Source organism: Nocardiopsis synnemataformans, assembly GCF_965343085.1.
GTDB lineage: Bacteria > Actinomycetota > Actinomycetes > Streptosporangiales > Streptosporangiaceae > Nocardiopsis > Nocardiopsis alborubida.
This window is the reverse complement of sequence record NZ_CBDRFA010000062.1, coordinates 25,483-51,361: the sequence shown is the minus strand read 5'-3', so window position 1 is coordinate 51,361 and position 25,879 is coordinate 25,483. Positions and strand designations below refer to the sequence as shown.

Annotated in this window: 25 protein-coding genes; 11 read left to right on the top strand and 14 right to left on the bottom strand. The window is 72.4% G+C overall.

The window, feature by feature from the left end; all coding sequences use genetic code 11:
• Positions 1-44 precede the first annotated feature (44 nt).
• From phoH2 to ACSIH6_RS28650, 3 genes are all read right to left on the bottom strand, one after another.
• Entirely contained in the window at positions 45-1,391 is a 1,347-nt protein-coding gene (gene phoH2 / locus ACSIH6_RS28660) for an RNA 5'-3' helicase PhoH2 (RefSeq protein ID WP_435111448.1), read from the bottom strand.
• Between the two features lie 258 nt (positions 1,392-1,649).
• A complete protein-coding gene (locus ACSIH6_RS28655) occupies positions 1,650-2,411 on the bottom strand; it encodes an isoprenyl transferase (RefSeq protein ID WP_017568287.1) in 762 nt (253 codons plus the stop codon).
• A gap of 93 nt (positions 2,412-2,504) precedes the next feature.
• Complete coding sequence (locus ACSIH6_RS28650; RefSeq protein ID WP_013151158.1) at positions 2,505-3,116, bottom strand: RNA polymerase sigma factor; 612 nt, start codon at positions 3,114-3,116, stop codon at positions 2,505-2,507.
• Positions 3,117-3,427: 311 nt separating this feature from the next.
• On the opposite strand from ACSIH6_RS28650, the gene ACSIH6_RS28645 reads away from it, so the two are divergent.
• Positions 3,428-4,798, top strand: coding sequence for a serine/threonine-protein kinase (locus ACSIH6_RS28645; protein WP_435111447.1), 1,371 nt, complete (start codon positions 3,428-3,430; stop codon positions 4,796-4,798).
• Positions 4,799-4,806: 8 nt separating this feature from the next.
• Here ACSIH6_RS28645 and ACSIH6_RS28640 read toward each other — a convergent pair whose 3' ends face one another.
• The 3 genes from ACSIH6_RS28640 to mca form a co-directional block, all read right to left on the bottom strand.
• Positions 4,807-6,840, bottom strand: coding sequence for a thioredoxin domain-containing protein (locus ACSIH6_RS28640; protein ID WP_435111446.1), 2,034 nt, complete (start codon positions 6,838-6,840; stop codon positions 4,807-4,809).
• A 118-nt stretch (positions 6,841-6,958) separates the two neighbouring features.
• Complete coding sequence (locus tag ACSIH6_RS28635) at positions 6,959-7,255, bottom strand: hypothetical protein (RefSeq protein ID WP_435111445.1); 297 nt, start codon at positions 7,253-7,255, stop codon at positions 6,959-6,961.
• Between the two features lie 5 nt (positions 7,256-7,260).
• Entirely contained in the window at positions 7,261-8,139 is an 879-nt protein-coding gene (mca, locus tag ACSIH6_RS28630; RefSeq protein WP_017568292.1) for a mycothiol conjugate amidase Mca, read from the bottom strand.
• A 155-nt stretch (positions 8,140-8,294) separates the two neighbouring features.
• Between mca and ACSIH6_RS28625 the strand changes: the two genes are divergently transcribed.
• The 3 genes from ACSIH6_RS28625 (at position 8,295) to ACSIH6_RS28615 (ending at position 10,360) form a co-directional block, all read left to right on the top strand.
• A complete protein-coding gene (locus tag ACSIH6_RS28625; RefSeq protein ID WP_435111444.1) occupies positions 8,295-8,747 on the top strand; it encodes a DUF4307 domain-containing protein in 453 nt (150 codons plus the stop codon).
• A gap of 137 nt (positions 8,748-8,884) precedes the next feature.
• On the top strand, positions 8,885-9,385 hold the full coding sequence (greA, locus tag ACSIH6_RS28620) for a transcription elongation factor GreA (protein WP_017568294.1): 501 nt from the start codon (positions 8,885-8,887) through the stop codon (positions 9,383-9,385).
• Positions 9,386-9,799: 414 nt separating this feature from the next.
• Entirely contained in the window at positions 9,800-10,360 is a 561-nt protein-coding gene (locus ACSIH6_RS28615) for an RDD family protein (protein WP_435111443.1), read from the top strand.
• Positions 10,361-10,512: 152 nt separating this feature from the next.
• On the opposite strand, the gene ACSIH6_RS28610 is transcribed toward ACSIH6_RS28615, so the two are convergent.
• Together ACSIH6_RS28610 and ACSIH6_RS28605 are read right to left on the bottom strand one after the other, a co-directional pair.
• Entirely contained in the window at positions 10,513-11,817 is a 1,305-nt protein-coding gene (locus ACSIH6_RS28610) for a DUF8814 domain-containing protein (protein ID WP_435111442.1), read from the bottom strand.
• 232 nt (positions 11,818-12,049) lie between these two features.
• The gene (locus ACSIH6_RS28605; RefSeq protein WP_435111441.1) at positions 12,050-13,201 is read right to left on the bottom strand and encodes an FIST signal transduction protein; all 1,152 of its coding nucleotides are present in this window, start codon (positions 13,199-13,201) and stop codon (positions 12,050-12,052) included.
• A 241-nt stretch (positions 13,202-13,442) separates the two neighbouring features.
• On the opposite strand from ACSIH6_RS28605, the gene ACSIH6_RS28600 reads away from it, so the two are divergent.
• Both ACSIH6_RS28600 and ACSIH6_RS28595 read left to right on the top strand, forming a co-directional pair.
• Positions 13,443-14,876 carry a sigma 54-interacting transcriptional regulator gene (locus ACSIH6_RS28600; protein WP_435111440.1) on the top strand — a complete coding sequence of 478 codons (1,434 nt, stop codon included), beginning with the start codon at positions 13,443-13,445 and terminating at the stop codon, positions 14,874-14,876.
• Positions 14,877-15,065: 189 nt separating this feature from the next.
• Positions 15,066-16,313, top strand: a complete 1,248-nt coding sequence (locus ACSIH6_RS28595) for a VWA domain-containing protein (protein WP_435111439.1) — start codon at positions 15,066-15,068, stop codon at positions 16,311-16,313.
• Between the two features lie 82 nt (positions 16,314-16,395).
• Here the strand turns inward: ACSIH6_RS28595 and ACSIH6_RS28590 are convergent, their stop codons facing one another.
• Both ACSIH6_RS28590 and ACSIH6_RS28585 read right to left on the bottom strand, forming a co-directional pair.
• Positions 16,396-17,208 carry a GntR family transcriptional regulator gene (locus ACSIH6_RS28590; protein ID WP_435111438.1) on the bottom strand — a complete coding sequence of 271 codons (813 nt, stop codon included), beginning with the start codon at positions 17,206-17,208 and terminating at the stop codon, positions 16,396-16,398.
• Positions 17,209-17,216: 8 nt separating this feature from the next.
• A complete protein-coding gene (locus ACSIH6_RS28585; protein ID WP_435111437.1) occupies positions 17,217-17,942 on the bottom strand; it encodes a GntR family transcriptional regulator in 726 nt (241 codons plus the stop codon).
• 310 nt (positions 17,943-18,252) lie between these two features.
• On the opposite strand from ACSIH6_RS28585, the gene ACSIH6_RS28580 reads away from it, so the two are divergent.
• A complete protein-coding gene (locus tag ACSIH6_RS28580; RefSeq protein ID WP_435111436.1) occupies positions 18,253-18,495 on the top strand; it encodes a hypothetical protein in 243 nt (80 codons plus the stop codon).
• 164 nt (positions 18,496-18,659) lie between these two features.
• On the opposite strand, the gene ACSIH6_RS28575 is transcribed toward ACSIH6_RS28580, so the two are convergent.
• Positions 18,660-19,805 (bottom strand): cystathionine gamma-synthase, encoded by a 1,146-nt coding sequence (locus ACSIH6_RS28575; RefSeq protein WP_435111435.1) that lies wholly within the window; start codon positions 19,803-19,805, stop codon positions 18,660-18,662.
• A 218-nt stretch (positions 19,806-20,023) separates the two neighbouring features.
• On the opposite strand from ACSIH6_RS28575, the gene ACSIH6_RS28570 reads away from it, so the two are divergent.
• Entirely contained in the window at positions 20,024-20,626 is a 603-nt protein-coding gene (locus ACSIH6_RS28570; protein ID WP_435111434.1) for a hypothetical protein, read from the top strand.
• A gap of 108 nt (positions 20,627-20,734) precedes the next feature.
• Here ACSIH6_RS28570 and ACSIH6_RS28565 read toward each other — a convergent pair whose 3' ends face one another.
• The 3 genes from ACSIH6_RS28565 to ACSIH6_RS28555 all read right to left on the bottom strand — a co-directional run bounded on the left by ACSIH6_RS28565 (position 20,735) and on the right by ACSIH6_RS28555 (position 23,754).
• Complete coding sequence (locus tag ACSIH6_RS28565; RefSeq protein ID WP_061081713.1) at positions 20,735-21,475, bottom strand: acyltransferase; 741 nt, start codon at positions 21,473-21,475, stop codon at positions 20,735-20,737.
• A gap of 149 nt (positions 21,476-21,624) precedes the next feature.
• Positions 21,625-23,001, bottom strand: a complete 1,377-nt coding sequence (locus ACSIH6_RS28560) for a cystathionine beta-synthase (protein WP_435111433.1) — start codon at positions 22,999-23,001, stop codon at positions 21,625-21,627.
• 105 nt (positions 23,002-23,106) lie between these two features.
• Positions 23,107-23,754: a TetR/AcrR family transcriptional regulator gene (locus ACSIH6_RS28555; protein WP_435111432.1), complete on the bottom strand. Its 648-nt coding sequence runs from the start codon at positions 23,752-23,754 to the stop codon at positions 23,107-23,109.
• Positions 23,755-23,828: 74 nt separating this feature from the next.
• Between ACSIH6_RS28555 and ACSIH6_RS28550 the strand changes: the two genes are divergently transcribed.
• The 3 genes from ACSIH6_RS28550 (at position 23,829) to ACSIH6_RS28540 (ending at position 25,792) form a co-directional block, all read left to right on the top strand.
• Complete coding sequence (locus ACSIH6_RS28550) at positions 23,829-24,284, top strand: nuclear transport factor 2 family protein (protein ID WP_435111431.1); 456 nt, start codon at positions 23,829-23,831, stop codon at positions 24,282-24,284.
• Positions 24,281-24,496: a heavy-metal-associated domain-containing protein gene (locus ACSIH6_RS28545; RefSeq protein WP_435111430.1), complete on the top strand. Its 216-nt coding sequence runs from the start codon at positions 24,281-24,283 to the stop codon at positions 24,494-24,496. The genes ACSIH6_RS28550 and ACSIH6_RS28545 overlap by 4 nt, the downstream gene beginning before the upstream one ends.
• 243 nt (positions 24,497-24,739) lie before the next feature.
• Positions 24,740-25,792 (top strand): SGNH/GDSL hydrolase family protein, encoded by a 1,053-nt coding sequence (locus ACSIH6_RS28540; RefSeq protein ID WP_435111429.1) that lies wholly within the window; start codon positions 24,740-24,742, stop codon positions 25,790-25,792.
• The last annotated feature ends 87 nt before the right edge of the window (positions 25,793-25,879 follow it).

Here is a 25,879-nt window from a genome sequence, read left to right as displayed (position 1 = left end):
CCCCCCCCCCCCCCCCCCCCCCCCCCCCCCCCCCCGGTACCGCGTCAGTTCTCCAGCATCTCCGTGACCAGGGCGGCGATCGGCGACCGCTCGGACCGGGTCAGGGTGACGTGCGCGAACAGGGGGTGGCCCTTGAGCTTCTCGATCACCGCGACCACGCCGTCGTGGCGGCCCACGCGCAGGTTGTCGCGCTGGGCGATGTCGTGGGTGAGCACCACCCGCGAGTTCTGGCCGAGGCGGGAGAGCACGGTGAGCAGGACGTTGCGCTCCAGGGACTGCGCCTCGTCCACGATCACGAACGCGTCGTGCAGCGAGCGGCCGCGGATGTGGGTGAGCGGGAGGACCTCCAGCATCCCCCGGTCCACGATCTCCTCGATGACCTCCTCGCTGGTCACCGCGGACAGGGTGTCGTGCACCGCCTGACCCCACGGGGTCATCTTGTCGTTCTCGCTCCCGGGCAGGTAGCCCAGCTCCTGGCCGCCGACCGCGTACAGCGGCCGGAACACCATCACCTTGCGGTGCTGGCGGCGCTCCAGGACGGCCTCCAGACCGGCGCACAGCGCCAGCGCCGACTTGCCGGTGCCCGCGCGCCCGCCCAGGGAGACGATGCCCACCTCGGGGTCGGTGAGCAGGTCCAGGGCCACGCGCTGCTCGGCGCTGCGGCCGTGCAGGCCGAACACGTCGCGGTCGCCGCGCACCAGCTTCACCGACTTGTCGGGCTGGACCCGGCCGAGCGCCTTGCCGCGCTCGGAGACCAGCACCAGCCCGGTGTGGCAGGGGAGCTCGCGGGCCTCCTCGATGTCGCTCTCACCGCTGGTGAACAGCTCGCCGATCTGGTGCGCGGGCACGTCCAGCTCGGCCATGCCCGTCCAGCCGTGCTCGATGGCCAGTTCGGCCCGGTACTCGTCGGCGACCAACCCGATGGAGGACGCCTTGATCCGCATCGGGAGGTCCTTGCTCACCAGCACGACGTCCCCGCCCTCCTCCTGGAGGTTGCGGGCCACCGTGAGGATCCGGGTGTCGTTGTCGCCGAGCCGGAAGCCCGCCGGCAGGATCCGCGGATCGCTGTGGTTGAGCTCCACCCGCAGCGTGCCGCCGAGGTCGTTCACCGGTACCGGGACGTCCAGACGGCCGTGGGCGACCCGCAGGTCGTCCAGGCGGCGCAGCGCGTGACGAGCGAAGTACCCGAGCTCCGGGTGGTGACGCTTGCTCTCCAGCTCGGTGATCACCACCACGGGGATGACGACCTCGTGTTCGGCGAACCGGCTCATGGCGGCCGGGTCGGCGAGCAGGACACTGGTGTCGAGCACGTAGACGCGTCCGTCCTGGCCTACCTCCGTACGGGGGTCGGGGGACTGGGTGTCGCGGCGATCGGTCGAGGAACTAGCCACTCGTTCTCCCCTTGGGCACCACTGGGGCGCCCTACTGTCACGGGATCATGGAGGACCGGGACCTGGCCCGCGAGGGCCGGGTCCGGCCCTCCTCGTTGACGTTCCGCGATGGCGGAGGAGATCAATGAGACGGGGCCTCCCGAACGGGTGGACGAACGCCACCCGCTACTTCCGACGCTACGCGTCCGTGATCCCGTTTCCAAGGGACCTCTCCCTCCGCGCGGTGAACTCCGCGTTAAGGGGTAGGGCTTCGAGGGGTCAGGATCCGTAGCGGCGGTTGCGCGCGCCGTACGAGCGCAGTGCACGCAGGAAGTCCACCCTGCGGAAGGCAGGCCAGTAGACCTCGCAGAAGTAGAACTCCGAGTGCACGCTCTGCCACAGCATGAAGCCGGACAGGCGCTGCTCCCCCGACGTGCGGATGAGCAGGTCGGGGTCAGGCTGACCGCGCGTGTAGAGATGCCGTGCGATGTCCTCGATGTCCAGGCGCTCGGCAAGCTCCTGGATACCGGTGCCCTTGGCCGCCTCCGCCTGGAGGAGGGACCGAACCGCATCAGCGATCTCACGTCTACCTCCATACCCGACGGCGACGTTGACAACCAGTCCGGGGTTGCCGGATGTGGCCGTCTCCGCCTCCTTGAGCGCCTGGGCGGTGGAGGCGGGCAGGATGTCGAGGGCTCCGACCGGCCGCGTGTTCCACCCCTCCTCGCGCAGTCGGGCGATGGTCTGCTCGATGATGCGCACCAGCGGGCCCAGCTCGGACTCGTCCCGGGTGAGGTTGTCGGTGGACAGCATCCAGAGCGTGACCACCTGCACGCCGACCTCGTCGCACCAGCGCAGCAGTTCGAAGATCTTGTTCGCGCCCGCCTGGTGGCCCTGTTCGGCCGCGCCGAGCCCGCTGACCTTGGCCCAGCGGCGGTTGCCGTCCATGGCGACACCGACGTGGCGGGGGATCTCCTGACTGGTCAGCCGACGCTCCAGGCGCCGCTCGTAGAGCCAGTACAGGGGGTCACGAAGCCCCATTGGCGAAACCTCTCAGAGCTGGATCTGGAACAGCACACCACTGGAAAGGATGTGCCGACGGGGATGTCTCCAGCGTAGTTCGCCCGCGGGGGGCTACGTCACGGCCAGGGACTTGCGCACGTGCTTGCGCCCCTGGTGGATGCGGGACTTGACGGTGCCCAGGGCCAGGTTGAGCTCGGAGGCGATCTCGTTGTAGTCCATCTGGCACAGGTCGCGCAGGACCAGGGGGGCCACCAGGTTGGGGCGGTCCTTCTCCAGCTGGTCGAGGGCCTCCAGCAGGTCGATGCGGGAACCGGCGATGACGCTGGTGGTGCGGGGATCGCTCTGGTGGGGCATGCGCTCGGCCTCGGTGGGGAACTCCGCCGAGCGCCGCTTCATCGAGCGGTAGGTCTGCCGGGCGGAGTTGGACACCACGGTGTACAGCCAGGTGGTGAACAGGGAGTCGCCCTTGAAGCTGTCGATCTTGCGCGCCACGCGCAGCAGCGCGTCCTGGCACGCCTCCTCGGCGTCCTGCCGGTAGGGCAGGAAGCGGGAGCAGCGGCGCAGCACCTCGGGCTGGATCCGCCGGAGCAGGTCGTCCAGGGCCATGGCGTCTCCGGCCTTGGCCCTGCGCGCGAGGTCCTCCAACTCCTCGTCGACGTTGCTCGCCACCCGGCGCCGCGGCGCGGGGCTCTCCTCGTGGTCTGCGTGGTCACTACTGCGCATGGCTGGTCTCTCCCTGACTGACGGCAGACATCCGGCCGTCCGCTGCGGACGCGGGTGCGCCCCTTGCGTTCGAGGGTCACACGTCACTGGGACGTCTACGGCCCCGGTCCGGATCCGCACTCGCGAAAAATCGTCGCTCTCTCGCCGCCGCGCACGGCGCGGAGCCCGTCGGGCCCCCTCCAGTCTCCACGGCCCGAGGGCATCGGCGCCACCCGGAGAGGGGATCATATCGGCGGGAGGCAACGTGAAGGTACAGATGGTGTATTAGTGGGCAACGACCGCGTGTTCACCCCTGACAGACCGAGGCGGAGATGAGCCAACCTGAGGCCTTCGGGCGCTACCGCGTCATCCGGCGCCTTGGGTCGGGTTCCTTCGCCACGGTCTGGTTGGCGCAGGACGACCTGCTGAACTACTCGGTGGCCATCAAGGTACTCGCCGAGAACTGGGCGCACCAGATGGACATCCAGCACCGCTTCCTGGAGGAGGCGCGCATCCTGCGCCAGACCGACTCCACGTGGCTGGTGGCGGTGCACGACGTGGACGTGCTCCCCGACGGTCGGCCCTACATGGTGATGACCTACGCCGACCAGGGCAGCGTCGCCGACCTCGTCCACCGGGGCACACTGCCCCTGGACGAGGCCCTGCGGCTGCTGACCGAGATCGGCCAGGGGATCACGGTGCTGCACAACCACGGCACGATCCACCGCGACATCAAGCCGTCGAACGTGCTGCTCCAGTCGTCACCCGTGGGGCAGCGGGTGCTGGTGGCGGACCTGGGGTTCGCCAAGTCGATCGACGAGGCGTCGGGGTTCACCGCGGCGGCCGGGACCCCCGGCTACATGTCCCCCGAGCAGAGCATTCCCGGCGGTGACCTGGACGTCCGGTCGGACGTGTACTCGCTGGGCGCGGTGGCCTACGAGCTCATCACCGGCCGTCCGCCCTCGCGTCCGCCGGTGAAGGTGGCTCCTGGCCAGATCCGGCCAGGTCTGCCCCCGGCGCTCGACGAACTCATTCTGTCGGCACTTTCGGTGGACCGGGAAAGCCGTCCGGCGGACGCCAAAACCTTCACCGACCGGGTCAGAACCATCCGCATGGCGCCCGACCTGCCCAAGGCGGCCGTGCCGTGGTGGCAGCGGCTGCGCATGCCGTGGCGGCGGGCGACGGCCCTGGCGGCGGCACTGGCGCTGATGGGCGCCACCCTCTCCGGGTCCCTCGGCAGGCCGGGGATGTCCCTGACCACCGTGTACGACGCCGCGCAGGGGGTCCACCTGGAGGTGCCGTCGGTGTGGGCCCGCGAGATCCACACCGCACAGGAGGCCCGCCCGGCGGCGGCCGAGGCCGGTGCGGGGCCGGGGCTGCTGGTGGCGACCGACGCCGAGGACTGGGACTCCACCGGGGCGGCGGCCTACGGGGTGTACGCGACGGTGGTGCGGGGCGCCGCCGACCTGAACGGGATCGCCGGCGCCGACCCGTGCGGCAACCCTCCCGAGGAGCGGCCGCTGGACACCGGGGCCTGGGAGGGCACGGTGTGGGACTGGCCCGAGTGCCACGGCAACGGGTCGCTGAGCAGCGCCGCCGTGCACGAGCCGGGCGAGCCCACGACCGTGTACATGGAGATCCGCCAGCCGAGCTACCGGCCCGACCTGGTGGACCAGATCATCGCCGGCACGCACCTGGGGTAGGGCACCCGTCAGGCCAGCAGCTGCTCCCGCAGGTCCTCGGGCGAGGTGACCGGGAGCTTGCAGACGAAGCCCTCGCACACGTAGGCGGTCGGTCGCCCGCCCACCGGCGCGCGGTCGCGCAGCAGCGGCACCCCGCCGTCGTCGCGGCCGTCGCCGCGCGAGAGCACGGTGCCCAGCGGCGCCCAGACCAGCGCGGCCCGCACCAGCTCCGCGGTCCTGGGGTCGTCGGGGTCGCCCACCACCGCGACGGCGCGCGGCCCGGTCAGGAGGGCCTCACCGGTGGCCAGGCCCCATCCGGCGAACCGGGCGGCCTTCTCCGCCAGCAGCGCCACCGGGGACAGCGCCTCCTCGGCGGCCGTGCGGTGGCGCTCGGAGCCGGTCAGCGCGGCGTAGGAGAGCAGCGCGGAGGCCGCCGCCGACCGGCCGGACGGCGTGACGTTGTCGGTGGGGTCCTGGGGACGGTTGAAGAGGCGCTCGGCATCGTCGGCGGTGTCGTAGAACCCGCCGGAGCCGTCGCCGAAGTGCTCCAGGACGGTGTCCAGCAGGCGCCCGGCCTCGTGCGCGTAGCGGGCCTCCCCGGTCACACCGTGCAGGGCGAGCAGCCCCTCGGCGACGTCGGCGTAGTCCTCCAGCACCCCGGCGCTGGTGCCCGCGCGCCCGTCCCGGGAGGTGCGGGCCAGACGCCCGTCCCGCAGGTGCGCGCGCAGCAGCAGGTCCGCGGTCGCGCGGGCGGCCTCCACCAGGTCGGACCGCTCCAGCAGCACCCCGGCCTCGGCCAGCCCGGCGATCGCCAGACCGTTCCAGGCGGCCACCACCTTGTCGTCGCGCGCGGGGGCGACCCGCTCGGCGCGGGCCGCCAGCAGGGCCTCGCGGACCCGCTGGTAGCGCCAGGCGTCGGCGGGCGGGACGGGCAGCTGGAGCACGGACGCGCCGCGTTCGAAGGTGCCCTCCTCGGTCACGCCGAACACCTCGGCGGCGAAGGCGGCGTCCTCCTCGCCCAGGACCTCCCGCAGCTGGGCGGGCGTCCACACGTAGTAGGTGCCCTCCTCGCCCTCGCTGTCGGCGTCCAGCGCGGAGGCGAACCCACCCTCGGGAGTGCGCAGGTCGCGCAGCATCCAGTCGGCGGTCTCCCCGGCGATCCGGCGCAGCAGGGCGTGTGTGGCGGCGTCGGAGACCCCCTGCCCCGAAGGGCGGCGGCCCATCCGGGTGTAGGCGCGCAGCAGCAGCGCGTTGTCGTACAGCATCTTCTCGAAGTGCGGCACGGTCCACTCGCGGTCCACGGAGTAGCGGGCGAAACCGCCGCCGAGCTGGTCGTACATGCCGCCCTGCGCCATCGCCAGGGCGGTGCCGCTGGCCATGAGCCAGGCGGGCGTGGACTCGTCCGCGCTCTGTAGGGACCGGGTGCGCTCGTCCTGCGCGGTGAGGAAGGAGAGCAGCATCGACGGCGGGAACTTGGGCGCGGTGCCGAAACCGCCGTGGGCGCTGTCGTAGTCGCGCACCAGCGCGCGGACGGCCAGGTCGAGCCGGTCCGCGGAGGGCGGCGGCGCGGCGGCCAGGGTGCGCGGGCCGCTGAGCGCCTCCACCACGCGCGCGCCCTGGTCGACCAGTTCGGTGCGCTGGTCCCGCCAGGCGTCGGCCACCCCCCGCAGCAGGCGCTGGAAGTGCTCGCGCGGGAAGTAGGTGCCGCAGTAGAACGGGGCTCCGTCGGGGGTGGCGAACACGGTCATGGGCCAGCCGCCCTGGCCGGTCATGGCCTGGGTCGCCTCCATGTACACGGCGTCGACGTCGGGGCGCTCCTCGCGATCCACCTTGACGTTGACGAACAGGCTGTTCATCAGGGCCGCGGTCGCCTCGTCCTCGAAGGACTCGTGGGCCATCACGTGGCACCAGTGGCAGGCGGCGTAGCCGACGGAGACGAGGAGGGGCACGTCGCGCCGACGCGCCTCGGCGAGGGCCTCCTCACCCCAGGGCCACCACTCCACGGGGTTGTCGGCGTGCTGCAACAGGTAGGGGCTGGTCGCTTCGCTCAGGCGGTTGGACATGCCCCAACTCTGCCATCCGGGGCGGTGGGACGCCGCGCACCCGCCGGAGCGGGGCGGGGTCCACCGCCCGGGAGGAGGTCGGGCTGCCGTCCCGCGGGGTCAGGGCGGGAACGGTCCCTCAGGTCCGCGGTGCGGCGTCCTCGGCGGAGACCCGCTCCGCGTCTGCCGGCCCGGAGTGGTCGGAGGAGACCCGCGCCGCTTCGGCCGACCCGTCGTCGGAGGCCTCGGTCCTCGCACCGAAGTCGTCGTCCTTGGGCAGGGCGCGGAGCTTGCCCATGAGACTGCGCATGAGGAAGTACAGCCCGACGCCGATGACGAAGATGACGAGGAAGCCGAGCACACCGGGCGTCACGGTGTCCCTGTCGAGCTCGAAGTCGCTCGCCAGCACCGTCGCGGACGTGAGAAGGGTGTTCATACCGCTCATACTCTCACTGCTTCTCGGACACCCGCGAAGAGGTCCTTCTCAGGGACCTCGGTGTCCACCAGCGAGCGCACCAGGTGGTAGTCCTCACTCGGCCAGGCCTCCGCGACGACCTCGTTGGGCACGGCGAACCAGAACCCGTTGGGGTCCACCTGGGTGGCGTGCGCCTTGAGCGCCTCGTCGGCGACGTCGAAGTACTCGCTGCAATGCACGCGCGTGGTGATCTCCCAGCGGGGGCGGTCGCGGTCCCCGATCCGCTTCATCCACTCCTCGAAGGGGTTCTCCAGGCCGCGCGCGGCCAGCACGTCGGCCAGGGCCTCGAACCGCTCGGGCGGGAAGGAGACGAAGTAGTACAGCTTGAGCGGCTGCCAGGGGTCACCCGCGTCCGGGTAGGCGTCGGGGTCGCCCGCGGTGTCGAAGGCGTGCATCGACACCTTGTGGGTCATGATGTGGTCGGGGTGCGGGTAACCGCCGTTCTCGTCGTAGGTGAGGATGACGTGCGGCCGGAACCTGCGGATGGACTCCACGAGGGGTGCGGCGCCCTCCTCCACCGGAAGGGTGGCGAAACAGCCCTCGGGAAGGGGCGGCAGCGGGTCGCCCTCGGGCAGGCCGGAGTCGACGAACCCGGCGAACTCCTGCTGGACGCCGAGGATCTCCCTGGCCCGTTCCATCTCCTCTCGGCGCACCTGCGCGATGTTCTCGCGGATGTCGGGACGCTCCATCGCGGGGTTGAGGATGTCGCCGCGCTCGCCACCTGTCATGGTGACAACGAGCACGTCGACGCCCTCCTCCACGTAGCGGGCCATGGTGGCCGCGCCCTTGCTGGACTCGTCATCGGGGTGGGCATGAACGGCCATGAGCCGCAGGCGCTCGGACAACGAAGGGTCTCCTTGACTAGGTGGACGGACGCGGGGGCGCGGCCGTCCGGCTCCCCCCGTACACAGGCTCGGACGACTTCCGCGCGGGGCGCGTGGGGAGGCTGTCAGGTCGGGGATATCTTAGACAACACCGTCCCCTTGTTCGGAGATTCCCGATGCAGCCGACCCCGAAGGAAGACGCCGTGAAGAGCGCCGACACCACGGCCGACACAGCGGCCGACACCTCGGCCAGTACCGCTCCCGCGCTGCGCAAGCGCCACGGGAACGGACCCGTCTTCTTCGTCATCGCCACCCTCTTCGCGGTGGTGTGCGCGGTCGGCTGGGGCTATTCCGTGATGAGCTTCAGCGGTCTGGGCGGTGGCGTGTACCACCAGGTGGTCACGTTCTCGGCGCCCACGCCCGAGGAGGCCACCATCAGCTATGAGGTGAACAGCAGGAACGGCGCCGAGTGCCTGATCGTGGCGCTGGACGAACGGCTCGTCGAGGTGGGCCAGACGCGTTCCGAGGCCGAGGCCGGGAACCGGATGGTCACCACGACCGTTGAGACGGTTCGTCAGGCCGCCACGGTAGAAGTGGCCTCGTGCAGGGAACAAGGTTCGCAGGACTGATCCACCGAGCCCCTTAGCCCGGCTCCGGAGGCACCGCCGAACCACGGGAGCCCGTGTGTCACGACGCACGGTGATATTCTCGTAAGTTCAGCTCTGGCCGCCTGGTGGCCTTTGCTACTAGTACACAAGGAGTTCCCGTGACCCAGACCCGCGATGACAACGTCACCTGGCTCACCCAGGAGGCGTACGACCGGCTCAAGTCCGAGCTGGACCACCTGTCGGGGAGTGGGCGCATCGAGATCGCGGAGAAGATCGAGTCAGCCCGGGAAGAGGGCGACCTCAAGGAGAACGGCGGCTACCACGCCGCCAAGGAGGAGCAGGGCAAGATGGAGGCCCGCATCCTTCAGCTCACCGAGATCCTGCGCACCGCGCGGGTCGGCGAAGCGCCCCACACCGAGGGCGTGGTCGGCCCCGGCATGACCGTCACCGTCAAGTTCGACGGGGACGACGACGAGGTCACCTTCCTGCTCGCATCCCGCGAGGAGAGCGGCTCTCCCATCGACGTGTACTCCCCGAAGTCGCCGCTGGGCTCCGCCATCAACGGCAAGCGCGTGGGGGAGAACGTCAGCTACACGCTGCCCAACGGCAAGAGCCTGGGGGTCGAGATCATCGACGCCGTGCCCTACACCGGCATGTAGCAGCGGTTCGGCGATCACGGGGGCGGTGTCCGACCGCCCCCGCCGCTTTGGGGGCGCCCCTCACCGGGGCGCCCCCTCCGTGTGCGGGGCGGACGTTGGCCGCCTCCGCGCCCGGACCGGGATCCTGGCGCCCGGGTCGGGGCCGGGGAGACCCGCGCGCCCGCGCCCGGATCGGGGATCCCGACGAGGGATCCTCCGGAGGGTCCCCCACGTCGTAACCTCGAAGCACACTCCCGCGGCGGCTTCCCCAGGCCGCCGATCCGACGAACCGAGGGATCCCCTGCCGACATGTCCTCGCCCTACTGGAATCCCCAGGAACCCCGTCCCGGTGCGTACCCGCCCCCGAGTGGAGGATGGGGTCCCAGCGGCCCCGCGCCCGGCCAGGGCGCTCCCCCTCCCGGTGCCGGATGGGGCATGCCGGGGCAGGGCCTGCCCGCTCAGGGCGTGCCGGGGCGGGGAGGACCGGGACAGGGCGTGTTCCCGGGACCGGGCGTGTTCCCGGGACCGGTGCCGGGTCCGGTACAGGAGAAGGCCACGTTCGGCCGCCGCCTGACCGCCCGCGTCATCGACTACGTCCTCGTGGTGATCGCCGCGTTCGTGTTCTTCGTCCTCATGGCCATCGTGACGGTGATCCTGACCGGCAGCGAGCAGGCCACCGACGCCGAGGGCGCGCTGTGGGCCCTGCTGTTCGTGTTCGGGTGGGGTCTGCTGCTGTTCTTCTACGACTGGCTGTACCTGGTCACCTGGGGGCGCACGCTCGGCAAGATGATGCTCGGGATCAAGGTGGTCAGCGCCGCCGACGGCGGCAGGCTCAGCCAGGGGCAGGCGATGGGCCGCTCCGCGTTCTTCGGCCTCCCGCAGTCCCTGCCGGTCGTGGGCCACATCTTCACGCTGGCCGAGTCCATGGCGGCGCTCGGCGACGAGAGCCGCGCCCTGCACGACCGGGTCGCCGGGACCGTGGTCATCCGCACCTGAGCCGTCCGCCACCGGGTTGTCCACAGACGGGAACTCCCCCTTCCGACGCGGGTCCGCCGCAGCCTAGCGTGGTAAAGGGGGGGTCCCCACCCCGCCCGTCTCGTGCTGCCCGCACACCGCCGACGCTCCGTCCCGCGCCCCACACCCCCGCCTCACGGTTCCGCGCAGGCCGGGGCGCCTGTCCCGCCGTCGGCGAACACGGCCGGGACGTAGTCGCCCTCCCCGATCCGGTACCAGGCGCGACTCGTCCCGAACGTCCCCGCCACCACGTCGCCGACGGCCTGGCAGGCCACGTCGACGTCGGCGCTGTGCGCGGCCAGGCCCACCGGCTCGTGCTCCAGCCCCGGACCTCCGCGCACGACCACGGGGTGCCGCTGGTCGGCCGCGGTGATCCGCGCGCGCCTCCGGTACTCGCCGGTCCACAGGTAGTCGACCCGCACCCATCCGTTGGTGGGCAGTTCCAGCCCCTGCCGGAACGCTCCGTCGGCCAGGTCGATACCCGCCGGGTTGCGCACCCGGTGCCCGAACCCGTCGAGACCGCCGTTGTGCCCCAGCGTGTAGGCCGCCTGCGCCTGCGGGCGCCCGCGTGCCAGGTCGGGCCAGGACTCGCGTTCGGCGTTCCAGTGGTCGTCCCTGGTGTTCCAGGGCCCCACGTCCCACACCGGCAGGTAGGCGCAGCGCGGCCGGTGGTTCTCGGTGTCGCCCCGCCCCTCGGGTCCCAGGGCGCCGGTGGTGCACACCCGAACGGTGTACTCGCCACCGCCCCGGACCGCCAGGCCCCGGCGCGAGGGCAGGGCGGCGAAGTGGTCGTTCTCGCGGATCCTGTGGCCGTTGGCGGTGGTGTTGCCGACCAGGCCGATACGGGTGGCGAAGAGGGTGGCCGAGAACGGTTCGGTGTGGTCGACGTGGTCGTCGGGCTCGCCGGCACCGCCGTCCTGCGGCGGCTCCCCGTCCTCCTCCAGCGGGCGGATCCGCAGGTCCGTGAGTTCGGTCTCCTCCCCGCTGACCCGCACCCGCAGCTGCACCCGCGCGACCTCGTGCGGCAGCGTCACCCGCCCGCCTCCGACGGGGTGCCACTCGGTCCACGCCCCGCCGGTCCGGCCACCGCGCAGCTCGGTGTCCACCTCACCGGGGCCGCCGTCCGTCCGCACCCGCACGTCCACGGTGTCGGCCGGGGCGTCCAGCGGCTGCGGGGGAAAGACCGCCAGGCCGCTGCGCCGGGGCGCCGTCCCCCACCGGGCCACGATGCCGGGCCCGTGGCCCGCGTCGCCGTCCAGGCGCAGCGTTCCGGACTCCAGGACCAGGCCGATCCGGTCGGCGGAGCCCGGCTCCTGTCGCAGCCAACCGTCCTCCGCGAGCGCCGGAGCCGGGGTCAGGGGCGTGAGGAGGACGAGAGCACCCAGGGACGCCAGGGTCTTCGCGGTGCTGGTGGCGCGCCCGCGCCTTGTGTGGGACATTCCCGCCCTGCCAAACACGTGGAGTCACCAGGATGGACACTCCCAGTAAGCAACCTGACGCGAACGCACTCAAGCAGCCCGTGTCGGGTGTCGGGGTTATGGCGGAAGAAGTCCGACTTGGGAGCACGGCGGAGTCTGCTCCGGAGGTGGGCGCGGCCCGACTCCGGTGGCGGCGGACACGGACCCGGCAGGCCCCCGCACCCGCCCCGTGACGGGTGCGGGGAGCGGCGTTCTAGGCGAAGGCCAGCAGGCAGGCGGTGAACCCGTGCACGTGGTTGACCCCGCCGACCGGACCGATCTCCCCCGCGGCGAAGAACCCGGCGACGGCGTCGACGCCGAGGACGCGGTGGACGGCCAGGACGTCGTGGTCGGACTGCGGGAAGAGGGAGGATCCGCGGCCGTTGCAGGAGAAGAGCAGACCGGCGCCGACGGGGTGCTCGGCGCCGAAGTCGCTGAGGCGGCGGGCCAGGTCCTCGTCTGCGGTACCGGCGTCGCGTACCTGGAAGCGGACGGTCTGGCCGACCTCGACCATGTCGTCGATGGTGAGGGCGCCGAGCTCGGGGTCGGCTCCGGCCAGGGTGCGGACGAGGAAGTCGCCCTGTTCGTGGCGGTCGACGTACTCGTCCATGGCGATGCCGATGTGCAGGCCGTGCTCGGCGAGCTCGCGGTCCTCCTCGGAGAGGGACTCGACCAGCTCCTCCAGCTTCTCGTAGGCGTTGGTGCCCGCGAGTTCGAGCAGGAGGTTGCCCTCGGCCTTGGTGACGGTCATGGGCGAGCCGATGGGGCGGCAGCCCTGGCTCACGACGGTGCCGAGGACGTTCTCGCCGCCGATGAGGACGCCGATGGCGCCGTGCTCGGCCACCTCGCCGTCGCAGAAGAGCCGCACGGACTCCTCGCCGCGCATGCCGTCGGCCATGCCGCCGACGAGGGGCAGACCGCCGAGGGCCTCGGTGGACTCGCGGACGAAGGCCTGGGTGGGGAACTCGTAGGGGTTGGTGAGCAGGATGGCCACGCTGTCGCGTGGACCGGGCTCCTGCATGCCGACGACGGCCAGGTGGTCGTCCTCGACCACGGTGTCCAGCCGGAACGGGGTGATCTCCACGCCGGGCAGTCCGGCGCACCACACGCTGACCGAGCCCTGGCCCTCGACGCTGCGGCCGCCGCCGATGACCCCGGTGGAACTGCATCCGAGGGTGGCCGCGTCGCCTGCCAGCTCCATGACACGCTTGCCCGCGAGGGTGACCTCCTCGGGATCGGCGCCGCAGACGAAGAAGCACACCAGGTCGGTGGGCCCGTCCACCTGTTCCAGGGCGCTCAGTACGGCGCGCTCGGCCGCGTTCACGAGGTCCGCCCCCGTCGTCAGTGCATCGCCGAACCGTGCCACCAGCTGCCACCCCCGGTTTCGCCGGCCGTCGCGGCCGGACACAGGACTCCACCGTCACGTCCCATTCTTCCACCTCGGCGTCGAACAGGAGGTTTTCCGGTGAACGAACACGGACTCCGACAGCGGCGCGGTGTGCGGGCAGCACGATGCGGTCGGAGTCCCTGGGCCCCCTTTATCCAGGAAACAGCACGCCAATCCCGGAAACCAGGCGCTCCTTGACGGCTGTGGATAAGTTCGTGGGGTGAGCGCCCTTCCCGAACCCCCCTTCCCCGTTCCGCCCCCGCTCCCGCGCACCCGCGCGGACCTGCGCGAGTCCGGGCACGTCCACCGGCCGGTCGCCGCCGAGGTGCGGGAGAACCTGCTGCGGCGGATGGGCTCGGGACAGCCCCGGTTCCCCGGGGTGCGCGGGTTCGACGCCACCGTGCTGCCGCAGGTGGAGCGGGCCCTGCTGGCCGGGCACGACATCGTCCTGCTGGGCGAGCGCGGCCAGGGCAAGACCCGGCTGATCCGCACCCTGGCGACCCTGCTGGACGAGTGGTCGCCGGCGGTGGCCGGGTGCCCGGTCAACGACCACCCCTACGCGCCGGTCTGTCCGACCTGTGTGCGCCGTTCGACGGAGGAGGGCGACGGCCTGCCGGTCGTGTGGCGACACCGCGGGGAGCGCTACGGCGAGAAGCTGGGCACACCCGACACCGGGGTGGGCGAGCTGGTCGGCGACGTGGACCCGGCGCGGCTGGCGCAGGGGCGCTCCCTCGGCGACCCCGAGACCATCCACTACGGCCTGGTGCCGCGCGCCAACCGGGGTGTGTTCTGCGTCAACGAGCTGCCCGACCTGCCCGCACGCGCCCAGGTGGCGCTGTTCAACGTGTTGGAGGAGCGCGACCTCCAGGTGCGCGGCTACAGTCTGCGGCTGCCGTTGGACCTGCTGCTGGTGGCGAGCGCGAACCCGGAGGACTACACGAGCCGGGGGCGGATCGTCACCCCGCTCAAGGACCGCTTCGGCGCGCAGGTGCGCACCCACTACCCGTTGACCCTGCCGGACGAGCTGGCGCTCGTCCGGCAGGAGGCGGCGCTGCCCGAGGGCACGACGGTGCCCTCGCACCTGTTGGAGGCCGTGGCGCGTTTCACCCGGCTGGTCCGCGCCTCCAAGAAGGTGGACGCCCGCTCGGGGGTGTCGGTGCGCTTCTCGGTGTCGGCGGCCGAGACGGTGGCGGCGTCGGCGCTGCGCCGGGCGGCCCTGACCGGCGAGGAGGTCCCGGTGGCCCGGGTGTGCGACCTGCCCGCCGCGGTGGAGCCGCTGCTCGGCAAGGTCGAGTTCGAGATGGGCTCCGAGGGTCGCGAGGCGGAGATCCTGCACGCGCTGCTACGCCGGGCGGTGGCGGAGGTGTTCCGCGAACGCCTGGGAACGGCGGATCTGTCCGGGCTCGCTGACCGCTTCTCGGGCGGCGGCACGGTGGAGACCGGGGACCTGGTGGGCGCCGCCGAGCTGCTGCGGCGGGTGGGCACGGTGCCGGGGCTCGCGGCGATGATCGGACACGCGGCACCCGAGGACGAGGACGGCCCGCCGACCCCGGGGCTGGCCGCCGCGGTGGTGGAGTTCGCGTTGGAGGGTCTGTACCTGGAGCGCCGTCTGTCCAAGGACGCGCTTCCCGACGGAGGGGTCTACCGCTTCTAGGCGGTGGTCTCCGGGGACGCCCGCGTACCGGCTCCCCGCCGTGGACAGGACAGGCTCGGTGGTCGGCGCGCCCGGACAGGACTGCCGGTCCCCGAATCGGGAAGGTAGCCGGTGCGTGTGTGCGAGGCGAGCGGTGTGTGTGCGAGGCGAGCGGCGCGTGTGTGCGAGGCGAGAAGGAGGCGGACGCCTGTGAGGTTCCGGTACCGGGCGTACATGGGCGGCCCCGACCCGCTGGCCGAGCCCGACCCGCCGCCCGAGGAGGCCGTGGCGGCGGCGCGTGAACTGCTGGTGCTGGTCACCTCGGCCCTGGAGGCGGATTCCGCCACCTCCTCGGAGGGCCCCAAGGCGGGTTCCGCGACCGGCCCGGAGGATTCGGCGACCGGCCCGGAGGTCCTGGGGGAGGAATCCGCGACCGATCCGGGGGTTCTGGCCGAGGAGGACCGGCGGCGGCTGTCCGCCCTGGAGAAGGTCCTGTCCCGGTACGCCGACGGCGACCGCGCGGCCCTCGGCGATGCGGACGTCACCGCCCTGGGCCGCCTGCTGGGCCTGCTGGGCGGGGAGGCCGGGCAGGCCCTGGACCGCCTGGACCGGGCCGACCACGGTCTGAGCCCGCGCGAGCTGCGCCGCCTGGGCGAGGTGGCGCTGCGCGAGGTAGAGGCCTCCCGACGCGGGCACGGCGGGCCCGGTGGTGCGCACCGGGGCGGCACCGCGCCCGGCGGGGAGCCCACGGGCCTCTCCCTGCCCCGCGACGAGGACGGCGACCGGCCGTTGGACGCGGTCGCGACCGTGCGCGAGGCGGCCCTGCGCCGGGCCCGCCCCGGAGAGCGCGGCGTGGCGCTGCGGGCCGAGGACGTGCGGGTGGCCGGGGCGGAGCCCTCGGAGACCGCCGCCGTGTCCCTGCTGGTGGACCTGTCCCACTCGATGGTGACCCGGTCGCTGCACGAGGCCGCCACCCGGACCGCGCTGGCCCTGCACACACTGGTGTCCACGCGCCGCCCGCAGGACCGGCTGCACCTGGTCGGCTTCGGGGAGCGGGCGCGCGAGCTCACCCCCGCCGCGCTGGTCGCGCACGACTGGCGCCGCGTCCCCGGGACGAACCTGCACCACGCGCTGAGGCTGGCCCGCGCCCACCTGCGGCGCCACGGAGGCCTGCGCCCGCAGGTGCTGGTCGTCACCGACGGAGAGCCCACCGCGCACCTGGGCGAGGACGGCGACACCCGGTTCTCCTGGCCTCCGGCGCCCCGTACGGTGGAGCTGACCTTCGCCGAACTGGACGCCGTACTGCGCGAGGGCGCGGAGGTGACCTTCTTCCTGCTGGCGGACGATCCACGGCTGCGCGCCTTCCAGGAGCTGGTGGAGCGGCGGCGCGGGGCGCGGGTGGTGCACGCCGGAGCCGGGGAGCTGGGGCCGCTGGTGGTGGACCGCTACCTGCGCTGATCCGGGCACGGGCGGGCCGGAGAGCCGACGCGGTCGGCTTCGGGCTCCGCACGGGCTGCCAGCGGGCAAACGGGTCAGCGGGTCAGCGCTCGAAGATGCTGACGTCCGAGGCCAGCACCAGCAGCTCCTCCGGGGCGCCGCCGCCGGAGTAGAGCAACTGGTGCCGATTGGCGGGCATGACCGTCTCGGTGAACCGCAGCGGGCGCATGCCCTCGTAGACCACCCGCTCCTGCACCAGCAGCGGGATGCCCGGCCCCAGTCCGAAGGAGACCGCCTCGTCCTGGGAGGGCATCCGGGCGCCGACGATGTCCCAGTTCCACTCCTCCCGGTGCCCCAGCGACCGCAGGACGGCGGTGACGCCCTCCTCCAGGCGTTCGGGGGACATGAGCGGGGTGTTGCTGGCGATGCCGTACGGGAAGTAGGTCACCTGGGACTGCCACAGGCCGCCGTCGACGAACCGGTCGGAGGCGCGGATGACGACCAGGTCCCCGTGCGGGCCGCTCTCGGCTCCGTCGCTGCGCAGCCGCTTGGCCACCTTGGGTCGCATGGTGTCCAGGCTGACCTTGATCTTCTCCTGGACCTGGTCGTATCCGGCCTCGCGCAGGTGGGGCTGGTAGCCCGCCTCGAAACGCTCGGAGTCGCCGCCGCCCGTGACGGGGGTGGCCAGGTGGACGATGGGCCGGTGGTCGGCGACGAAGGCGCCCCGTCCGGGCTGGATGGCGACGCGCCCCTCGTCCTGGAGGATGCGCATGCCCAAGCGGGCGGTGGCGCGGGAGACGTCGAGCTGCTCGGCGATCTCCTCCTCCCCCGGCAGCCGCTCGCCCGGCTTGTAGTCGCCCCTGGCCAGCGCCTCGCGCAGGTGGTCGGCGACGACCGTCTTCCTCGACGTGCTCATGCGTGTACTCAGTCCCGGTGGTAGGCGTTCAAGTTGCCGTGTTCGTACTGGTAGCGGATGCTGTGGCCCGCGTAGACGGTGTACACGAGCCGGAGGGGGCGCTCCTCGGACAGGTCGGTCCGGTGGACGGTCAGCACCGGGACCCCCGGCGGGAGTTCGAGCTGACCCGCCTCCTGCGGGGTGGGCATGCGCGTCTCCAGCTCGTCGACGAACCCGGCCTGGCGCTGTCCGTACTCGGCCAGCACCGACAGGGCGCTCTCCACGTCCTCGGGCAGCATGAGCGGGGTGCCCTCGACGAGGTCCATGGGGTAGTAGGCGGTGCTGACGGAGGCCGAGACCTCCCCGGAGAACCGGTACATCCGGCGGACGACCGTCATGTCGCCCTCGGGGACGCGTAGGCGGCTGGCGATGTCGGGGGTGGCGCTGAGGAGCTGGAGCTCCTCCAGGACCTGCCCGGTCATACCGGACTCGTTGAGGCCCTCGGGGCCGCCGCGGTTGGCGTGGAAGGTCTCGGGGACGACGTCCTGGACGTAGTGCCCGCGTCCGGGGCGGCTGACGATCAGCCCCTGGTTGCGCAGCATGCCCAGGGCCAGCCGGATCGTGTTGCGGGACGCCTCGAAGCGCTCCTCCAGCTGCTTCTCCGACGGCAGCTGTCCGCCCCGGGGCAGGGAGCCCTCCTGGATCTCGCGCCGCAGGGTTCGGGCGATCTGTCGATATCTGCTTTCGGCCCGCATATATCAGTCCTAGCCGGGGTATGAAACCAACAACCTAGCTTGTACCAACAAGATGATCGGAACACCAGGAGATCAGGTCCATCCGGTCAACATGAACCCATCTTAAGCGAAGGCCACCCTCAGTACACGGCACCGCCGCCGAAAGGACACCCCCGAGGGCGAGAATCGACGGCCCCCACCTTCGACCCAGGCGCCTGACCCCCGCGACACCGCAAAGGAAGACACGACGGTGAGACACCGCTCGGCGTCCCCCCTCTCCGGAGGAGGGCACGCAGGAGACAGATAGGAACTTCCCCCCGAGGAGAACACCATGATCCACATCGTTATCGCCCTCGTCGGAGTCGTACTCCTGGGCCTGGCCGCGGGGTTCTTCCTCGCCGTCTCCATCGGCATCCGCCGACAGGACCGCCGGGGCACCTACCGCTCCCTGCGCAGGGACGACGGGGGCACCCCCCTCTCCCGTACCGGGAGCCTCGTGGTGGGGCTGCGCTTCCGCGACGGGGAGCACCCGGCCGCCGCTCCCTCCACGGACCGCACGCCCACCGCGGTCTGAACGGGGAACGGTGAGACGAACGCCGCGGCGACGGAGCCGCGGCGCGGACCGTCCCGGCACCCCCGTCCCCCGAGAACCCTGACTCCCCCTCCCCGACCACGGAGCCGAGGCGACCGAGACCGCCGACGCGGACCGGCGCGAGCCGATCCGCACGACGCCCCCTCCTAGCCCTCCAGGGCCTGGAGCAGGTCCGCCACGAGGTCGTCGGCGGACTCGATGCCCACGGAGATCCGCACCAGGTCGGCCGGGACCTCCAGGGGAGAACCCGCGGTGGACGCGTGCGTCATCCGCCCCGGGTGCTCGATCAGGGACTCCACCCCGCCCAGGGACTCGCCGAGGGTGAAGACCTCGGTGCGCTCGCACAGAGCGAGCGCCGCCTTCTCCCCGTCGCGCAGAGCGAAGGAGACCATGCCGCCGAAGGCTCTCATCTGCCTTTCGGCGGTCTTGTGCCCCGGGTGACCGTCCAACCCGGGGTAGAACACCCGGCGCACCGCGGGGTGGCCCTCCAGCGCGGCCACGACCTTCTCGGCGTTGGCGCTGTGGCGGTCCATGCGCACGCCCAGGGTCTTCACCCCGCGCAGGGTCAGCCAGGAGTCGAACGGCCCCGGGATGGCGCCCATGGTGTTCTGGTGGAAGGCCAGCCGCTCGCCCAGTTCGGCGTCGGAGACCACCAGCGCTCCCCCGACCACGTCGGAGTGCCCGCCCAGGTACTTGGTGGTGGAGTGCACGACCACGTCCGCGCCCAGCGTCAGCGGCTGCTGGAGGTAGGACGAGGCGAAGGTGTTGTCGACCACGTGCAGGGCGCCGGCGTCGTGCGCGATCTGCGCGACGGCCTCGATGTCGGTGATGTTGAGCAGGGGGTTGGTGGGGGTCTCGGTCCACACCACCCTGGTGTTGGGCCGCACGGCCGCGCGCACGGCCTCGGGGTCGGACTGGTCGACCGCGTCCCACTGCACGCCCCACCGCTCGACCACCTTGGAGACCAGGCGGAAGGTACCCCCGTAGGCGTCGCCGGGGATGATCAGGTGGTCGCCGGGCGAGAGGACCGTGCGCAGCAGGGTGTCCTCGGCGGCCATGCCGGAGGCGAAGGCCAGGCCACGCACCCCGGACTCCAGGGCGGCCAGGCACTCCTCCAGGGCGGCGCGCGTGGGGTTGCCGGTGCGCGAGTACTCGTAGCCCTGGCGCAGACCGCCCACGCCGTCCTGGGCGTAGGTGCTCGTCTGGTAGATCGGCACCACCACGGACCCGGTCCCGGCGTCCGGCTCCTGCCCCGCGTGGATGGCCAGCGTTTCAAACCCGTCGAACTTCATAGGGCCACCTTAGTGCCCGCTGACCTCACCGATCGCGTTTTCCACAGGCGGTGTCCGCGGTGCCGCGGACCGGGTCCGCACCGCGCGGTGCGTGTCCGTCCGGGTCGGCGGTCAGGCGACCGGCGCACCCGGAAGGGCTGTACGCCGCCGCTCCCTCGGACCGGACGGCTCGACGGCGAAGGTGTGCGATGTCGGACCCTTCGGCCATCCTGTCGAGCATGGACGCGAACCGAACCCGACCACTGCGCGATCTCCGAGACCTGGAAGCGGTGCTGCGCACAGGATTCGACCTGATCAGACCCGTCGTCCCCGCACTGCGCCACCGGCTTGTCGGCACCGCGGCGGCGTGCCTCCAGGGAGTCGACCTGTCGGTAGGGGACGTCGACCTCCTCCTCTCCCGGCGCGAGGACGTCGACGCCGTCGCCGAAGCGCTGGCGGGTCTGGCGTGCGTGGCCGCGCCGAGATGGACCGAACCGTCCCGGCAGTACTTCGCCTGCTACAGCCTGGACGGCGTCGGGTTCAGCTTCAGCACGGTCGAGCAGCCCTGCGACGAGTACGGGTGGGAGTGCAAGGGCCCCGGCCCCTGGCGGCACCACGTCACCGTGGACCTCGAAGGTCACCGCGTCGACTGCGTGCGGTTGGAACTGCGTCTGGTCACCGAGTTCCTCCGCGACCGCCCCGACCGGTACCGCCCGATACTGGCTCACCTCGGCGCACACGGCGCCGATCTCGAACTCCTGCGCCGGAGCATGGCCGTGTGCGGGGTTCCCGAGGCGTTCGTGCGCCGCACCCGCGGGCTCCGGGCACACGGCAGGCCCTGAGGACCGGCCTCGGGGGTGGGTTCCGGTGTCCCCGCTTCGGCCCGCACGCAGCCCCCGCTGCCGGAGGACGCCCTGGTCCGCTTCCGCGAAGGTCACCGGAGCGCGGCCCTAGGCGGGCGGGAAGCGGGTGGAGGACCCGGGCCGGGGCGGCTCGGCGGGCACCTCCGGCGGCAGACCCGTGACGGGGGTGGGCACCCGGGTGGGGGTGCCGGTCTCGCGCAGCGGCGGATCCCAGCCCAGTTCGGGGTCGTGGGTGCGCACGACCTTCCCGGGCACGCCCGCGATGACGGCGTGGTCGGGGTAGGTGCCCGGCCGGACCACGGTGCCTGCGGCCACGACCGAGTTGCGGCCCAGGTGCACGCCGGGCAGGATCACCGCGTTCGCGCCGATCCAGGTGCCGTCGCCGATGCTGACGGGGTCGTCCACCGGCCACTGGAGGCCGACGGGGATCTCGGTGTTGCCGTAGGCGTGGTTCTGGTCGGTGATGTAGACGTAGGGGCCGGTGTACACGTGGTCGCCGATGTCGACGGACCTGTGGGCGACGATGTGCGAGCCGCGCCCGATGGCGCAGCCCGAGCCGATCCGCACGACCGTCCCGGGGCCCAGGTCGTAGTCGGGTCCCATTCCGGCGGCGAGGGTCATGTCCCCGCCCAGGACGGTGTGCACGCCGATCTCGATCCAGGGCTCGCCGTAGAGGGTGGCCGTGGGGAAGGCGATCGCCGAGCCCGTGCCGAAGCGCGCGAACCTGCGGGCCGCCCTGGAGTCGGCACGGATTTCGGCCTTGGTACGGGCGTACGACCAGACGGAGCGGAGAATCCAGGACAACAGCCGCGACACGCGTGCCCCCATTTATTACCTACCAGTAACTGTCGCGAACATTAGCAGTGTTCGAGTATGCGCTGACATGTCCGGTCGGTACACAGCGGGGCCCGAACCGCGCTCGGTTCGAGCGCAGTCCGGGCCCCGTGGCGGCCCCGCGGGGGCTCCCGCGGACGGGATCAGCCGGACAGGTGGGCCAGCAGGTCCTGGCGGGTGAGGATGCCCACCGGCTTGCCGTCGCGCAGCACCACCAGGGCGCCGGACCCGCGCAGCAGGCGGACGCAGTCGCTCACCGGCGTGCCGGTGCCCACGGTGGCCAGCGGCCTGCCCATGTGGGTCTCCACCAGGTCCTCCAGCTCGGCGCGGCCGTCGAAGAGGGCGTCGAGAAGGTCGCGCTCGGCGATGGAGCCGACCACCTCGGCGGCCATGACCGGGGGCTCCTCCTTCATCACCGGCAGCTGGGAGACGCCGTACTCGCGCATGATGGCCACGGCCGTGCCGACGGTCTCGTCCGGATGGGCGTGCACGAAGTCGGGCATCTCGCCGCCCTTGGCGGCCAGCACCTGGCCCGCCGTGGCCTCCTCGGTCTCGGCGGACAGGAAGCCGTAGTCGGCCATCCACTCGTCGTTGAAGATCTTGCCGAGGTAGCCGCGGCCGCCGTCGGGCAGCAGCACGACGATGACGTCGTCGGGACCGGCGTCCCGGGCCACGCGCAGGGCCGCCTCGACGGCCAGGCCGCAGGAGCCGCCGACCAGCAGGGCCTCCTCACGGGCCAGGCGCCGGGTCATGAGGAAGGAGTCCTTGTCGCTGACCGCCACGATGTCGTCGCACACCGAGGTGTCGTAGGTGCCGGGCCAGATGTCCTCGCCCACGCCCTCGACCAGGTACGGGCGGCCCGAACCGCCGGAGTAGACCGAGCCCTCGGGGTCGGCGCCGACGACGCGCACCGAGCCGCCGGAGACCTCCTTGAGGTAGCGGCCGGTGCCGCTGATGGTTCCGCCGGTGCCGATGCCCGCCACGAAGTGGGTGATGCGGCCCTCGGTCTGCTCCCAGATCTCGGGACCGGTGCTGTGGTAGTGCGACTCCGGGTTGTTCGTGTTCTCGTACTGGTTGGGCTTCCAGGCGCCGGGGATCTCGGTGGCCAACCGGTCGGAGACGGAGTAGTAGGACTCGGGGTGGTCGGGGGCGACGGTGGTCGGGCAGACCACGACCTCGGCCCCGTAGGCGCGCAGGACCGAGAGCTTGTCCGGGCCGACCTTGTCCGGGCAGACGAAGACGCAGCGGTAGCCCTTCTCCTGGGCCACGATGGCCAGGCCGATGCCGGTGTTGCCCGAGGTCGGCTCGACGATGGTGCCGCCCGGCCTGAGCTCGCCGCTCTTCTCGGCGGCCTCGACCATGCGCAGCGCGATACGGTCCTTGACCGAGCCGCCCGGGTTGAAGTACTCGACCTTGGCGAGGACCGTCGGGGCGTTCGGGCCGAGGACCTGGGTGACCTTGTTCAAACGGACGAGCGGAGTGTCCCCGACCAGATCGATCAGTGAGTCGTATACCCGCACTTGCGCTCCCTCTGCGTCTTGGCGACCGGGTTTCGGCCCGCCATGTCCTCGCCCCGGTGGCGAGTCCGGGGCCCTGGGCCGGTCCGGCCCGTCTCAGTTCAGACTCTAATGGTCTCCACCAGCGGGTTCTGCGGCCTCAGGAAACCGGTGGTCCCCCTCGGAGGACGGCTGGGCCGGGCGGTGGCCGAGCGCCCGCAGCAGGGTGGGGCGGAGCGCTTCGGCCGCCTCCTCCCGGGACAGCCGCCCCGCGTCCGCCTCGGCGGCCGCGGCGTGCCCGAGGGCGACGACGACCGCGACCAGCCAGTCGGCGGGGAGCCGGGAGTCGAACTCCCCGCTCCCCTGACCGCGCCGGACCACCCGTCCCAGCCGGTCGGCGACCGGCGCGTGGCGCTCGGCGTCGGCCTCCGGGTCCGCCGGGTGCGAACCGACGGCGCGCATGAGCCGTGGATACCGGTCGGCGGCCCGGGAGCTGGCCTCGGCCAGCCGCAGCAGGGCGTCCGCGGCGGACCCGGAGTCGAGGTCGGCGGCGTCCATCGCGGCCACGGCCTCCTCGGTGACCCGGTCCAGGGCCGCCCCCAGCAGCCGCGCCCGGGACGGGAAGTGGGCGTAGACGGTCTGGCGGGTCACGCCCGCCGCGGCGGCGACGTTCTCGACGCTGGCGTCGGGGCGTTCGTCGAGCAGGCGGACCGCCGCGTCCAGGATCGCGGCCCTGCTGCGGCGGGCGTCGGCTCGGCGGTGGGAAGAGGAAGACAATTCTTACGCCTTGTCAAAGTTGGCGAACGATGCATATCGTACAGACTGTAAGACTTGCATCGGAGGCGTGCGACATGACAGGGAGCACCGTGATTCCGTTCGACGGCACCGACCCCCAGCGGTTCATCACCGACTTCTTCACCGGCTTCGGGGAGGAGGTCGCGTACGGAGAGGAGGACCTGGCGGCGGTCGTCGACCGCTACCACACCCCGGACGTCGTGCAGGTCGCCGACGGGCACCGGATGGACCGGGACAGGCTCATCGCCCACGCGCGCCCCTCGCGTAAGAGGCCGGGCACGTCCCGGATGGAGGTGCACGAGGCGATGGCGGACGGCGACCGACTCGCCGCCCGCTACACCCTGTACGTCCAGCGGGGCCGGAAGGACCTGGTCATCGACGTGTACTTCTTCGGCCGGTTCGCCCCCGACGGCAGGATGCGCGAGGCCACCATGCTCACCCGGATGGAGGACCGGGCCGCCTCCGGGAGGGCGGACGACTCGGCGTCCGGCGCGCGGGAGGTGTCGGCGTGACCACGCGCACCTACACCGTCACCGGCATGGCCTGCGGGCACTGCGAGGGCTTCGTCACCGAGGAACTGGAGCGCGTCGAGGGCGTCACCGCCGTGGTGGTGGACGTCGAAGGCGACCGGGTCACGGTGACCAGTGAGAGGGAGATCGGCATCGCCGAGGTGCGGACCGCCGTCGAGGAGGCGGGCTACGAGCTGACCGGCGTGGTCGGCTAGGACCGCGGCCGGGCCGCCCGCGGCGGGACCGCCGGAGGGGTCGTCCGGTACGGCCTGCCCCGCCGGGCACCGACGGTGACCTGGTCGAGCCACCGTCCGCCCCTGTCCCGCCCATGCCGGTCCCCTCACCCCGGGGCGCGGATTGTGTACCGCGCAGGTACGTGATTCCGGGGTTCCCCACCGGTAACCTCGCTCGTATCCGTCCCGCCCAGGGCAGGCGGGTCCGAGCCTCGGGGGTGTCCGATGCTGCGAGCCGCACGCGCAAGACGGATCGCCGCTGCCACCGCGTTCGGCGGCGGCGGGCTCACGCTCGTCGGCGGCGGCACCGTCGCGCTCCTCTACCTCCAGGCCAGGCTGGCCCGGCGCGCGGTCGGCTCCCCCCGCTGGGACAGGCCCGTGGTCAACGGCGTCTACGGCGAGGGTTCCGGGCCCCCGATCCGCATGCTGATGATGGGCGACTCCACCGCCGCCGGGTTCGCGGTCGAGCGGGCCGACCAGACCCCCGGCGTCCTCCTGGCCTCGGGGCTCGCGGCGGCGGCCGAGCGCCCCGTGCGCCTGCGCTGCACCGCCTCCCCCGGCACCACCTCGGCCAACCTGGCCGCCCAGATCGAGCGCTCCCGCGCCCTGGGGGAGGCCGCCCGCTACGACCTCGCGGTCATCTTCGTCGGCGCCAACGACGTCATCCGCCGCGTGCGCCCCAACGACGCCGTCGGCCAGCTCCGCGAGACCGTCCGCCAGCTGGTCGGCCACGGCACGCAGGTGGTGGTGGGCACCTGCCCCGACCTGGGCACCGTCCGGCCCATCGGCTGGCCGCTGCGTTCGGTGGCCCGCCTCGCCTCCCGCCAGCTCGCCGCCGCCCAGGTCATCGCGGTCACCGAGGCCGGAGGCCGCGCGGTCTCCATGAGCGACGTCCTGGCCGACGATTTTCGGACAGATCCTGGCTCCATGTTCGGACCTGACCGTTTTCATCCGTCAGCTCTCGGGTACTCGCAGGCCGCCTTCGCCGTCCTGCCCTCGGCCTGCGCCGCCCTGGGACTGCTGCCCGAGCTGGACGACGCCGAGCGCAGCAGCGGCGTCCTTCCGGTGGACCGCGCGGCCGTGATCGCCGCCCAGACCCCCGGAACGGAGGTCTCCCGCGTGGACACCCAGGTCAGCGGGAACACACCCGGTACGCGCGGGCGCTGGGCCGCGCTCGTCCGGGGCCCGTTCCACCTCCGGGGCGCCCGCGGGCATCCGGACGGGGCGGCCGAGGTGGGCACGGCCGAGAACGCCGACCGTTCCGGGGAGGGCGGCTGAACGCCGACCCCGGGTGGCGTGCGGGGGCCCCGGCCGGGTTTACTGGGCAGTAACAACCGAGGCCGGAGCAGGTCGCCCGGCCCTGCG